The sequence below is a fragment of the Parabacteroides acidifaciens genome (assembly GCF_003363715.1).
GTDB classification, from domain to species: domain Bacteria; phylum Bacteroidota; class Bacteroidia; order Bacteroidales; family Tannerellaceae; genus Parabacteroides; species Parabacteroides acidifaciens.
Map to the genome: position 1 here is coordinate 1 of NZ_QREV01000005.1, position 13,131 is coordinate 13,131.

Sequence of the window (13,131 nt, forward strand, 5' to 3'; positions counted from 1 at the left end):
AACAAATGGCATTTACATTGTGAAATTAACCAATGCCGGCAATACGATTGTTACCAAGGTAAATGTATACTAATCCAGATATAAGAGAGTTTTAGTATTGAATGAGAAAGGGCGTCCGAGAGGATGCCCTTTTTTAGTCTCAGTTTCTCATTCGAACGACAGATATGGCCTGAGCCGTTTCCTGTCCATATCTGTAAATTCTTCTATCAGTTGTAGGTTCTCCCATCCGGAGAGTCTGCTTTTTTGTTTGCGGAGCTGTTCGATGGCTTTTGCCTGCCGGTAGTCGAGGTAAGGATGACGGCGGAGGTCTGCGGCGGGCAGGGCGTTGACATTCAGTTTGCGGATGTACAGTGTGTCGGTGAAGAACCAGGGGGCGAGGGCAGTATAGCGCTCTTCGTCGATGCCATACACTTCCGACAATTGGCCGACGGTGTAGAATCCGCCCAACAGTTCCCTGTATTTCACAATCCGGCGGGCGAAGGTGCTGCCGATGCCGGGAACTTTCTTCAGGGTGGTCGTGTCGGCTGCATTCAGTTCGACAAGCGTCCCTTCCGGGAACTTCTCTGTCCGGACGTATGGCTTGTATTCTTTTCGTGTTTTCTTTGTTGGGAAAGGAGCGTTTTCTTTATGGGTATTTTTCTTCCCCTTCGGATGTAATTCGGATTCCTTTCGGATAGAATCTCTTTCCCTTTCGGATATGTCTTTTCCAGTGATGATCTGTTTTTCGTCCGATGCCAGTCGCTTTCCCGTCCGATGGGCATCCGTTTCCAAAGCGACAGGCATCGCTTTTTTACCCGTCCAAAGCAATAAAATCCAAGAGATTGTAATCAGGCAAAGCAGCAAGGTCAACGCCCGCCTTTCGCCTTTGGAGAAATAGAGAAGGTCTCGCCAGTTCATAGTAAGAGGCTGTATTTGTTATAATTTTATTTGTCGTCTTTTCTGTATCTTTGAAATACTTTCCCGATAAGAAATTATATCGAGTACTTCAGTACTTTTGGGCTTTCCATTCCTGCATCTTTTGTTTGAACTCTTCCAATGTATAGAATGGTCCTTCCTCCGCTTTGCGGACGCGTGCCATTAATTCTTCCTGCGTCATGTCAAGACCGGGAAGTAGTTTTCTCTTTTTCTTGATGGTTTTGATTTCCATAAGGCGATTGTTTATTAAATGAGTACTGTTTCACAAAGGTAGAAGTTCCCTGCAGATATGCAAGGAACTTCTCGGGGTATTTTAAAACAGTTTTATAATCCTGTTGATCAGCCCTAACTCGTTGAGGAAAATCAGGCCGATAGCGACCGGAGCAATGTACTTCATGAAGAAGGCGTAGGTGTTGAAGAAATGGAACGGGACGGTTCCTTCGTTCGTCAACTCGGCTTTCAGGATCTTGCGGTCGACACGTGTTCCGACAAAGATACAGATCAGCATACCGCCTAAGGGGAGCATTATTTTTGCTGTCAGGTAATCCAGCGCATCAAAGAAAATCAAGCCGCCGATCGTGAACTCTTTCAGCACGCTGAATGAGAGCGAACTGAGAATCCCTAATGTCAGCACGCCGCCTGAAACGAACCAGGCCGCCTTTTTTCGTGAAATATGATATTCTTCGTGTACATAGGCTGTCGCTACCTCATGAAGCGAGATTGTCGAAGTCAGAGCCGCCAAGGCGAGCAGCACGAAAAAGACAGTGGACCAGATCCAGCCGAAGGGCAATTGTTCGAAAACGTTCGGTAGTGTGATGAACACGAGTTCGGGACCTGCTGTCGGAGCAATGCCGAAACTGAATACTGCCGGGAATATCATCACTCCTGCCAATATAGCGACCAGCGTGTCCAGGACTGTGACCTGCAGGGCCGTTGTCTGGAGTTTTGTGTCTTTCTTGAAATAGGACGAGTAAGTAATCAGGCATCCCATTCCGATACTAAGCGAGAAGAAAGCCTGCCCCATTGCGCTGAGCACAACCGACGAGGAGATTTTGCTGAAGTCCGGATTGAACAGGAATGCCAACCCTTTCTCGGCATTCGGCAACGTGACCGAACGGATGCAGAGGGCAATCAGAATCAGGAATAACATGGGCATCATGATTTTGGATGCCCGTTCGATACCTTCTTTTACGCCGGAGATAATGATGATATGCGTCAGGGCGATGAAGGCAATTGTCCAGCCTATCGGCCGTACGATCCCGGATGAGAATTGTTCGAAGTCCAGTTTGAATTCGGCCGCTGTTTTGCCCGTTAGTGAACCGTCCAGTGCTTGCATGATATATTCGAGCGTCCAGCCTGCCACTACCGAGTAGAAGCCCAGGATCAGGAATGCCGCCAGTACGCCGTTGTAGCCGATAAGAGACCATTTTGTTCCCGGTGCCATAACCTTGAAGGCGCCGGCTGCGTTTTTGCGGGAATGACGTCCGATGAAAAACTCTGTGATCATCACCGGAAGCCCTAATAAGATAATGCAAATGATGTAGATAAGGAGGAATGCTGCTCCTCCGTTGGAACCGACCATATAAGGAAACCGCCAGATATTACCCAGTCCGACGGCACAGCCTACTGTTGCCAGGATTACACCTATTTTACTACCAAATGTTGCTCTGTTATGATGATGGGACATATAGTTGAATTATGAATTGTGAATTATGAATTATGAATTACGCCGTCTTTGATGTGGATTACGCGGTCCGTGTCGTTTGCCAGTTGTTCGTCGTGCGTGACGATAACGAAGGTCTGGTGCATCTGGTCGCGCAGGTCGAAGAATAGCTTGTGCAATTCCTCTTTGTTGCGGGTGTCTAAGCTGCCCGAGGGTTCGTCGGCGAGGATGACGGACGGATTGTTGATCAGGGCGCGGGCTACGGCTACGCGCTGTTTCTCGCCGCCTGAAAGCTCGTTCGGTTTATGTGACATCCGGTCGGCCAGACTCATGAAGTCCAGTATCTCTTTAGCTCTTTTCTCTGCCACAGCCGGCTTTTCGCGGGCGATAAGGGCGGGGATCATCACGTTTTCTAAAGCCGTGAACTCCGGCAGAAGCTGGTGGAACTGGAAGACAAAGCCGATGTTCTTGTTCCGGAAAGCTGCCAGCTTTTCTTCCGAAAGACGTACGGTTTCCGTCCCGTTGATATATAGTTTGCCGCTATCGGGCGCATCCAATGTCCCGACAATCTGCAGCAAGGTTGTTTTGCCTGCTCCGCTCGGGCCGACAATGGCGACAACCTCGCCTTCGCCTATCGTCAGGTCGATGCCTTTCAGTACTTGCAGGGAGCCGAAGCTCTTGGTTATTCCTTCTGTCTTTATCATATCAGTTTCAACTTTCAACTTTCAACTGGTTAATAACATACGATGCCAGATAGCAGCCGAATATCGCCGGCATATACGAGACAGTTCCGGTGGTCGTGCGTTTGCACTGTTCGCCTTCGATCTCTACGACAGCATCCGGATTCGCAATCTCTGTGGAGAAAACAACCGGAATCCCCTTGTTCAGGCCCAGTCCGCGTAGCCGTTTGCGTACGGCTTTTGCCAGGGCGCAGTTGCAGGTTTTAGATATGTCTGCAATCCGGACTTGCGACGGGTCTGTCTTGGCTCCCGCCCCCATGGAAGAGACGACCGGAATCCCTTTCCTGTGAGCATGATACAGGAGGAATACTTTCGGACTGAGGGAATCGATCGCGTCGACAATGAAATCGTATCGGGTGGCGGAAAGCACCTCTTCCGTCCTTTCGTCACGCAGGAATTCGTTGATAACGGTCAGCTTCAGACGCGGGTTGATATCCAATAAACGACGGGCCATGACTTCGGCTTTCGGCATCCCTAATGTGGAATGCAAGGCCGGAAGTTGCCGGTTGATGTTGCTCTCGTTCACGGTGTCGGCATCGACAATCGTCATGTGTCCGATTCCAGCCCGGCATATCTGTTCGGCAGCATAAGCGCCGACGCCCCCTAATCCGACGACTAATACATGGCTATGTGCAAGCTGTTCCATCCGGTCGGCGCCTAACAAAAGTTCCGTCCGCGTGTTCCAATTGTAACTCATTAGAAAGATTTTGGTTGCAAAAGTAATAAATCAATCAGAAACGTCCGTTCTTTTATATATCTTTGTCACATTTTAATTCAAATACCTATGAAGATACAACTTTATTGGCTGCTCTCTGCAGCCTTGTTATTATTGCCCGGAAAGGCAGACGCCGCTAACAACAAAAAACCGTTCGTCATCCCTGAACTTCAGGAGTGGAGAGGGAGCCAGGGAATGTTTACCCCGGCGGCAACCTCCCGTATTGTCTACACCGGTAAAGACCCAGCTGTAGCCCGTGTTGCCACGCAGTTTGCCGAAGACTACGAGCTGATGTTCGGCCGGCAGATGAAGGTCGTGCAGGGCGGTGCATCGGCGGGTGACTTCGTCCTCACTCTCTCTTCCGACAGCCGCTTGGGTGAAGAAGGCTACAACCTGAAGATCACTGACCGTGTCACCGTGACCGCTCCCAAGAGTAAAGGGCTTTACTGGGCTACCCGCACCTTGCTCCAGATGTCCGAACAAGAGGCTGGCCAGGCGTTGCCCAAAGGCACGGCACGCGATTATCCCGACTATGCCATCCGTGGCTTTATGATGGATTGCGGCCGTAAGTTCATCCCGATGAGCATGCTGCGCGATTATGTGAAGATGATGGCTTATTACAAGATGAATACTTTCCAGATCCACCTGAACGACAATGCCTTCAAACAATACTACAATCATGACTGGAACAAGACCTATTCCGCTTTCCGCCTGGAATGCGAAACCTTCCCCGGCCTGACCGCCCGCGATGGCTTCTATACGAAGAAGGAGTTTATCGCCCTTCAACAACTGGCTGACAGCTTAGGTGTGGAGATTATTCCGGAGATAGACGTTCCGGCTCATTCCCTTGCCCTGACGCAGTATAAGCCGGAGATTGGCAGTGAAGAGTACGGCATGGATCACCTCGACCTGTTCAAACCGGAAACATACGAGTTCGTCGACGCCCTCTTCCGCGAATACCTGGAAGGACGCAATCCCGTCTTTGCCGGTAAACGCGTGCATATCGGCACGGACGAATATTCGAATAAGAAGAAAGATGTGGTCGAGAAGTTCCGTGCCTTCACCGACCATTATATCCGCTTTGTCGAAGGCTTCGGCAAGCAGGCCTGTGTCTGGGGAGCTTTGACACATGCAAAAGGCGATACGCCCGTCAAATCCCAAAACGTGCTGATGAGCGCCTGGTATAACGGCTATGCTAATCCGAAGGAGATGATCAAGCAAGGCTATGACCTGATCAGTATCCCCGACGGCTATCTGTATATCGTCCCGGCAGCCGGTTATTATTATGATTACCTGAACACCGAAATGCTGTATAAGGAATGGACGCCCGCGCACATCGGGAAAGAGGTGTTCCCCGAAAAACATAAGCAGATCAAAGGCGGCATGTTTGCCGTCTGGAACGACCATGCCGGCAACGGGATCAGCACGAAGGATATTCACTATCGCGTCTTTCCGGCCATGCAAACGTTAGCGGTAAAGATGTGGACCGGAAAAGATTGCACGACTCCTTATGAAGACTTCAACAGCGCCCGCCGGTCAATCAGTGAAGCTCCGGGTGTGAACGTAGCCGGCCGTATCGGTACCGAACCGCGTGCCGTCTATAACCTCGAAACACTGACGCCGGGAATGGCGACAGGGTTGAAGGAGATCGGTTACCATTACACCGTTTCTTTTGACATCAAAGCAGCCCCCGAGGAAAAGGGGACAGAGCTGTTCCGCTCGCCGGACGCAGTCTTTTATCTCTCCGATCCGGCTTCCGGCAAATTAGGCTTTGCCCGTGACGGCTATCTGAACACGTTCAATTACCAGTTCTATCCCGAAGAGACTGCAACCGTCACGATTACCGGTGACGAAAAGTCTACCCGCCTTTATATCGACGGCAAGCTAAAGGAAGATCTGAATATCCAAAAGCGTTACTTCAATGCCGGCAAGGACTCGATGAACTACGTCCGTACGCTGGTCTTCCCATTGGAGAAAGCGGGAAGTTTCAAGAGTTCGATTCGCAATGTGGAAGTGCTGAACTATTGCAAGCCGGAGATGTAAACAAACTTGTCCCCGCGCTTGACGCGGGGCCGCAAGAGAACAGGCCTTATCGATAATTTGATTATACGGTCGGTTCTGATGCGATCCCGCGTCAAGCGCGGGAACCGGGCAGTTTGACACATCCTCTTATTTAATTTCCTGGTAAATGTTTTCCAGGACGGTGAGTCTTGTCGTCTTGCCGGCTTCGAAGCCTGTCAGGTCGAGACCGCTCAATCGCTTCCAGGCGGTTAGTGTGGCTGCATCGATCGGCTCCTGCAAGCGGGCGTTCCATTCGGGAAGGTAACCGCGGAGGCCCAGGTATTGAACCATGCGGAAGTGAGGATCGGTATAATCCACATCTTTGAAATACATCAGCGTCGCTTTCTGGTTGACCAGGTTGTCCTGGAGGGCGGAAAGATCGATGTTCTGCACCTTCACCTTCTCGTCTATCGACAGGGCGGAAGCGATGCCTGCAGCCTGTCCCATTGCCATCCAACAAGGCTCCATGCGCAGAGTGGAGAATCCGATATGTGAACCTGAAACGGGAACGGGCAACAGCAGGTTGTCCACCTCTTTAGGCACCATCACGCCATAAGGAACAGTATAAACGGCGGACGGGTAGCTGATGAAACCGTCCAGATGGATACGTCCCGTCTCTCTTTTCCGTACTGCGTGCGAATCGAGTGCATAGTGGCTGGCTGTTATGCTGCTTTCGTGTATGGGCGGACGGCTGCCAATCGTCACCGGGATGGCATCGTTGGCGGTAAAGAAATACATCCCTTCGAAGCGGCGGCCTTCACGCACGTAGACCTGACGCGGGAAATGCCCGTTGTCTGTATATTCATCCTTTGAGAGTCCCCATTCTTTAGCGGCTTTGCGGAAGTGGGCGGGCAGTTCTGGATCGTTCTGGGCAAACCAGAAGAGCCCTTCCGTATATTCGCGCAGACGCTGTGCAAACTTATCGCGCCATTCCCAGGAAGAGGTCGGCCAAGGCCAGTTTTCCTCCGGTAGGTCGGTGGAGACGAAGACGCCGTGCTGGTTGTTGGCGTCTGTCTTCATGTTCGGGACGTGGACAATATTGGTGATTTTGGCAATGCCCCATTTGTCGCCCGGAAGTTGGGACGGGTTACCGGCTTTGATGTGCCGGCGGTTCGCTTCCATCATCTCGTCGGTGACGCGCTGCATGGCGGCATCGGTGTTACGTCCGGTCCAGACGTCTTCCACGATGGAGGCATAGTCTTCCCGGTTGTAACGGGCAGGCTTTGCGAAGGCAATGCGATTCGACGGGTTGTTAGTCAGACAGAGGCGGTAGTTATAGGACTGGACGGCATTGTCCCGTTGGAACGTGCTGCCATCGCCTTCCGGTCCGCCCCAGTATTTGTAGACGCGTCCGGCACCCGGTTCGCCAAATTCGTCTTGTCCTTCGCGGCCTGTACGGAAGGGCACTCCGGCGGCAGCTCCGAGATCACCTTCGTAGGTGGCATCGAGGAAGACGTCTCCGCTGTATTCTTCCATCTTTCCGGTTTCGCGGTTCAGGATACGAATCCGTTCGATGCGGTTGTCGTGCATGATGATGTTTTCATCTTCCGCATCGAACTGGCGCATGGTGAGGACGGTGATTTTGTCTTTCTGCCCGTCCAGCATCTTTTGGAAGATACGGGCGCCGACAGAGGGTTCGAAGTGGTATCCGTCGCTGCACATCTTCACCTGTTCGGAGTTCGGGCCGTAGGTGTCGACATAGTATTGCCGGACTCCGTCGACAAACTCCCGGAACAGTCCGGTCGTTGCATCGCGGGTTGCAATGTCTGTCGCCCCCAGTCCGTTGGCGGGAAGCCCTCCGACATAGCGGGTCCGTTCGAGGATCACAGACTTTTTACCCATACGGGCGGCCGAAATGGCAGCCATGATTCCCCCCGGATTCCCGCCTACGATGACGAGGTCGTAGGAGGATTGGGCAAACAGGCTCGTACAACCTAACAGGAAGGAGAGTAGGATCGCTTTCTTTTTCATAAATCATTTATTTACTGTTTAATACTTCGTATGCATAACGGGCGTAATGACCTTGCAGGCCGTTGGCATATTGTTCCAATATCGTTTTACCGATATCGTTTTCGTCTCCGCATAAGTAAAGGGCTCTTGCCAGATGCAGTTCCTTTAGTGCACGGTTACGGGTGGAGGTATCGATATCTCCCGGAACAACACTGCTTTGCGCCTCTTTATAAGACTGTATGGCATGGAAACGGACGCCGGGAGTGGTCAGCATCTTTGCCAATACGGGAACGGCGTCCCGGTTACCGATAGACTCCGTGGCCATAGCAATGGCACGGAAGTGTGAGAAACAGTCTTCCGGGGTCAACTGCCCGGCTTTATTCAAGAGGGTTGGTAAAGCGGATGCCTCTCCTGTTTTTCCAAGTGCCGTGATCAGGGCGTCGAGATGGCTGAGGCTCATGCCGAACTGGTGCATACCCGTGTAATGCCAGCCTTGATCCCAGTTCTTGTACTGGCGGATCGCTTCTTCCAGGGCTGGTGCGGCTTTCTTGTCTCCCAGCATGCACAGGATGCTGGCGAGGATTGCTTTTTCGTCCGGCAGGCTTGTCTGGCTGAATTGCTTGTCAATTAGCTTCCGGCAACGTTCCGGGTCGGAGAAGAGAACTTCCAGCCCTTTGTAGTTGTCTGAAGCCGATTGGGCGGCCTTTTGCATGTCGGAGTTGCTGAAGCCCTTGAACTCCTTATCGGTCAGGACACGTTCCGGCAGATTGCCGATCCGGACCAGGTGTTTTTGTATCTTCCTGATGTCTATTTTGCGGAGTGCTTTATTCTCTTTTACACATTGTGCGGACAGGTAACCCACTGCATAGCCCTGGTTTTGCAGGCAGGGCTGCATCCGGATAACCGGCATCGCGTCACGGTGTGCACTGGCTCCCAGCCCTGTTGTCAGAATACCTTCCAGTCCTTTGGGCAGGAGGCTGCGGAGCGGGACATCGGCATCGTAGATCATGTGCCGCTTCATAGGTGGGGAGAGAAGGAAGTAAGGATCTACAATCATTCCGTGTGTATCGAAAGAACTTTGGTGGAATGAGATGGTGTCCGGATAACGGCGGTGGTTCAGCACATCGTAGACCGAGATGATATGTTCGCCCACTACTCGCCGGCGTTCGCGTGTTTGTGGAACCTTGACGATGTCGTAGTGGCCTTTCATCTTCACTTTGGCTTGGATGAAGGTGCGTGACACGTCCAAGATGTCTGTATCGTCGATAAACAACCAGTCGTTGTTATTGTAGGAGTCGCCCGGATCGCGTTTACCGGCTCCGGCTCCCTGGACGGCAAGTGTCTTTTTGCCGGTGTAGTCGAACGGCGCTCCGGCCGCAATGGCGATATCTGCACTTCCGGTACTGTCGATCAATACTTTTGACCGGATAACGCCCCGGCCGAAAGGAGTTGCCACGACAAGCCCTTTTACCTGATTGTTCTCGACCAATGCACCGCATCCGAGTACGCCGAACCAGAGTTGCCCGTTTGCTTTCAGGAGCTCTTTCCGGTACCATTCCATTTTCCAGTCGGACACCGCCCGATTCTTCCAGTCTTTTTGTTGGCGTGGATGGTTTTCCGGTGCCATTTCGTGTACACCGTTATCGATGGTTGCCGTGAAACCTTCCCTGAAGCCGTCCCAGTAACAGCCGATCAGCCCCATTGTCCCCATTCCGCCTAACCCATGCAGATATTCAAGTACCAGTGTACTGACCCCTTGCCGGGCAGCCGAGATACCTGCGGCAGCTCCTGCCGTTCCCCCTCCAAGGACGACAACGTCATATTCACCCAATACGGGTAATGCTCCGGCAGGCGAGTTGACGGTATTCTTATGAAGAAGGGGGCGGAGAGGCTGGAGGACTTCTCCGATTTGTCCATAGTCGGAGGCGTTTACTTTCTTTTGATATACGATTGCCTGGGCAGGCATGGAAAGAAGTTGGGTCCGGAATCCGATTTCTTCTCCCAAGAGTTCGCCTAAAAATACGGCATTGATAGGACGCATAACGATTTTCATGCTTTCTCTCGGAAGCTCGGCACAAGGACCTAATATCCAAAGGTTCGGATACTTTTCGGCTTGGAATGCCTCGATCGGGAGTTGCCTGATACTTCCCGATACTTCGTTACATGCTTTTTTGCTGGTAATGACCTGCTGGGGGATATACCATAGCAAATCTGAGCTGTCTACCTGGTCCGGGTCCCAAGTCTGGGTTCTCACCGTTTGTTCGATCTCCATTAAAGCGGCGTAGGAGTCGTTCTTCAATGGCATCAGGAAGGTGTATCGTGTCACCGGATATTCTTTCCCGCCGGACAGGACCGGCAACGGCAAGACTTCTGCATGAGTGATGTTTGCCGATTCTTTTTTTCCGTTACCTACGACTGTATAGTTAAATTCGACAGTCCCTTGTCCTGCGTTTTTAACCTGGATATCCGACATTCGGGCAACGGAAGCATTATGGGTCGCGTCGATAATCCCTTTGCAACGGATTGCCTGTCTGCCGGAGCGATTGGCGATGACGACGCCTGCCGGTTTCCCTTTTTCGTCTACCAGCAGGTTGGTAACGTAGCTGCTGTACAGGAAATCAACATTGTTATCGATGAGTTCGTTCTCCAGCACTGTCTTGTAATGCAAAGGCCTGAATGATTTGACTTCTTCAAAAAGTTTGCGGGCAAGAGCGGTCTGGGCTGTTTCGTCTTTTTGACGATCATAAAGGAATGCGCCGCATATATCATCGCCCAAATAAGGCATATAGCCGATCAGATAGACCTTGCAGCCGGTTTTAGCTGCTGCGACTGCTGCTGCGACTGCGCGGGAACTTCCTCCGGCCACGACCAAGTCGACATCGGCAATGACGGGAATCTCCCGTTGCGTTTCATGGCAGAATCCGTCATCCGGAACCACTGCCTGCATCGTCGCTTTCGCTTCTGTCACGCTACCTAACGAAGCTAATGCTCCTCCGGCTGCCGTTACTTTTAAAAAATCACGTCGTGTAATCATGGTATTTTCTTTTTATAAAGGTCTTTATGAGAAGCCATAAAGATAAGGATTTTATTTTTTAGGAACTAATATAATTGCATCGGCAAATAATGCACCTTTTGAGCGATGGCCGTCGATTGTGACAGAAGATAACCTGTCACCCTTGTCAAAAGCGTATGCACCTAAGCTCACCCATGAGCCTTTATAGGATTTGGGAGATATTTCCACCTGCTTGATCCCTTCTTTGCATGCTATATCGAAGGCCATGACCTCCGGCATTTGCTGGTCGGCAAGAGCCGTGCAGTAGAAGAAAACTTCGTATGTGCCTGCTTTTTTAATGATGGGCATAAAGGTAAAGGAGCAATTGTTCTTTGAGTTTGCGGACCAGAAGTAACTGTTTTTATAATGGGGGCCGAAGCTCTTTCGCCAACCGCCTGCGCTGCTTACTTTATCAATTTCGCTGTCATCGACCTGTATTTCCGGTGTGGAACCATCCAGATACGGATTTTCTTTCAATATCCGGCGCAATTTGGTTACATCGACTGTTTGCACATCCGTATTGTCGTCGATGGCTAATGCGGATGCAACGGCTGCCGACTGCCCCAATACCATAAATACCGGCTCCATCCGGATTGAACCGAAAGCAATATGAGTGGAAGATACACATACGGGAACCAGTAGATTGGTGCATTCCTCACGTTTAGGCGTAATGCTTTTATACGAGATGGGATAAGGCGGAAAACCGTGATATTCCACGTCTCCTTCGTTTTTCACCATGCCGTTTGTAACGATACGCTGACAGTTGTGCGAGTCCATTCCGTAGGCTGCCATCCCGATCGCATCGCCTACTGTTTCCTCTCCCTGGCAGTTCTTTTGCGTCATGATATATTCCCCGTTCAGACGGCGCGCTTCACGCACGTATAGTTGGGTAGGGAAATTATCATTATCGACAAATTCATCTTTCGCCCATCCGAAGCGGGAGACTTGGTCGCGAAGTTCAAGCGGAACCCGCTCGTCATGTGTGAGGAAATAAAGAAGTCCTTTTGTATAGTCAACATGTTCTTGCCAGATCCTTTCCCGGGTTGCGTAATCACCGTCCGGATAATCATAATTCATTCCGATCATATCTGTTGACAAGGGTCCCCGGTTGTTTACATCGTATTTATTCTCCGGCATGACTCCCCAGTTAAATAACAGGTAGTTGTCTATATGCAGGTCCATTTTGCGGATAGCGCGTGCCAATAACTCATATTTAGCAGGATCGTAATTTTCCGGCTTTTCAAACGGCCGTTGGTTCTCTTTGTTGTCAGTCAGGCATAAACGGAAGTTGTAAGCTTGTATAAGTTTATCTCCGCTGCCCCGTTCTTGCAATGTGTTAGGTTGGATTCCCCAACAGAGGCCACTGTTCGGATCTCCTTCTTTCAGGTAAGGATCCACCCCGTCCGGGAACTGGTGCCAGACAGACATTTGAACGCCATTGAGTGTTTCATCATATTCATCATTCCCTTCGCGTCCCGTAAAGTAAGAAACGCCGGCTTTTGCCATGAGGTCACCTTCATATGAGCAATCGATAAATTGTTTGGCCCGGATTTTAATGAGTGTTTTCTCATCCGGTTGTTGTGAATCTTCCAGTGTAATAGCCTCTATTCTTTTGTTTTGTACGGATGCCTCTGTGATACGGCGATAATATAACACATCTAAATCCGCATCTTTCACAAAGCGCATCATAGTGGCAGTAGCTACACTGGGAGGGAATGTCCATTGTTCAAACTTGTTGTAATGTTCTCCGATGCGGCGATAGAACAGGCGTGCCAATCCCGTAACTGCATATTTGTTTCCAATATCGGTAGCACCTAATCCACCAGTAGTCATTCCACCCAGATATTTGCCAGGTTCTATCAAGAGAACGGATTTTCCCATCTTTTTAGCGGAATAGGCGGCTACAACGCCTGCCGAGGTTCCACCATAAATACAAATGTCAACTTCCTTGATAGAAGATATGTTTTCTTGTTTTTCCGAATGGCAGGAGAACAAGGATATGCATAGAATAAGAGAAATAATAGTGTATTTCATA

General features: G+C 50.6%; 9 protein-coding genes. 1 reads left to right on the forward strand and 8 read right to left on the reverse strand.

What is annotated here, in order from left to right; genetic code table 11:
• Positions 1-147: 147 nt before the first annotated feature.
• From DWU89_RS03255 to DWU89_RS03270, 5 genes are all read right to left on the reverse strand, one after another.
• Entirely contained in the window at positions 148-897 is a 750-nt protein-coding gene (locus tag DWU89_RS03255; RefSeq protein WP_115498247.1) for a helix-hairpin-helix domain-containing protein, read from the reverse strand.
• A gap of 88 nt (positions 898-985) precedes the next feature.
• Positions 986-1,147 (reverse strand): hypothetical protein, encoded by a 162-nt coding sequence (locus DWU89_RS20585; RefSeq protein ID WP_158543316.1) that lies wholly within the window; start codon positions 1,145-1,147, stop codon positions 986-988.
• An 81-nt stretch (positions 1,148-1,228) separates the two neighbouring features.
• Complete coding sequence (locus DWU89_RS03260; RefSeq protein WP_115498248.1) at positions 1,229-2,602, reverse strand: sodium-dependent transporter; 1,374 nt, start codon at positions 2,600-2,602, stop codon at positions 1,229-1,231.
• Positions 2,603-2,625: 23 nt separating this feature from the next.
• Entirely contained in the window at positions 2,626-3,282 is a 657-nt protein-coding gene (locus tag DWU89_RS03265; protein ID WP_115498371.1) for an ABC transporter ATP-binding protein, read from the reverse strand.
• Between the two features lie 7 nt (positions 3,283-3,289).
• Positions 3,290-4,015 (reverse strand): tRNA threonylcarbamoyladenosine dehydratase, encoded by a 726-nt coding sequence (locus tag DWU89_RS03270; RefSeq protein WP_115498249.1) that lies wholly within the window; start codon positions 4,013-4,015, stop codon positions 3,290-3,292.
• 87 nt (positions 4,016-4,102) lie between these two features.
• Here DWU89_RS03270 and DWU89_RS03275 point away from each other — a divergent pair, with 87 nt between their 5' ends.
• Complete coding sequence (locus tag DWU89_RS03275) at positions 4,103-6,076, forward strand: family 20 glycosylhydrolase (protein WP_115498250.1); 1,974 nt, start codon at positions 4,103-4,105, stop codon at positions 6,074-6,076.
• A gap of 126 nt (positions 6,077-6,202) precedes the next feature.
• On the opposite strand, the gene DWU89_RS03280 is transcribed toward DWU89_RS03275, so the two are convergent.
• From DWU89_RS03280 to DWU89_RS03290, 3 genes are read right to left on the reverse strand one after another with little or no spacing between them, the layout of a single operon-like run.
• Complete coding sequence (locus DWU89_RS03280) at positions 6,203-8,065, reverse strand: FAD-dependent oxidoreductase (protein WP_115498251.1); 1,863 nt, start codon at positions 8,063-8,065, stop codon at positions 6,203-6,205.
• A 7-nt stretch (positions 8,066-8,072) separates the two neighbouring features.
• Positions 8,073-11,078 carry an FAD-dependent oxidoreductase gene (locus DWU89_RS03285; RefSeq protein ID WP_115498252.1) on the reverse strand — a complete coding sequence of 1,002 codons (3,006 nt, stop codon included), beginning with the start codon at positions 11,076-11,078 and terminating at the stop codon, positions 8,073-8,075.
• Between the two features lie 51 nt (positions 11,079-11,129).
• Entirely contained in the window at positions 11,130-13,130 is a 2,001-nt protein-coding gene (locus DWU89_RS03290; RefSeq protein ID WP_115498253.1) for an FAD-dependent oxidoreductase, read from the reverse strand.
• Position 13,131 lies beyond the last annotated feature (1 nt).

Coding starts and splice junctions, on each gene's coding strand:
- DWU89_RS20585 (WP_158543316.1), bottom strand. CDS start 1,147: ATGGAAATCAAAACCATCAAGAAAAAGAGAAAACTACTTCCCGGTCTT.
- DWU89_RS03265 (WP_115498371.1), bottom strand. CDS start 3,282: ATGATAAAGACAGAAGGAATAACCAAGAGCTTCGGCTCCCTGCAAGTA.
- DWU89_RS03285 (WP_115498252.1), bottom strand. CDS start 11,078: ATGATTACACGACGTGATTTTTTAAAAGTAACGGCAGCCGGAGGAGCA.
- DWU89_RS03275 (WP_115498250.1), top strand. CDS start 4,103: ATGAAGATACAACTTTATTGGCTGCTCTCTGCAGCCTTGTTATTATTG.
- DWU89_RS03260 (WP_115498248.1), bottom strand. CDS start 2,602: ATGTCCCATCATCATAACAGAGCAACATTTGGTAGTAAAATAGGTGTA.
- DWU89_RS03290 (WP_115498253.1), bottom strand. CDS start 13,130: ATGAAATACACTATTATTTCTCTTATTCTATGCATATCCTTGTTCTCC.
- DWU89_RS03255 (WP_115498247.1), bottom strand. CDS start 897: ATGAACTGGCGAGACCTTCTCTATTTCTCCAAAGGCGAAAGGCGGGCG.
- DWU89_RS03270 (WP_115498249.1), bottom strand. CDS start 4,015: ATGAGTTACAATTGGAACACGCGGACGGAACTTTTGTTAGGCGCCGAC.
- DWU89_RS03280 (WP_115498251.1), bottom strand. CDS start 8,065: ATGAAAAAGAAAGCGATCCTACTCTCCTTCCTGTTAGGTTGTACGAGC.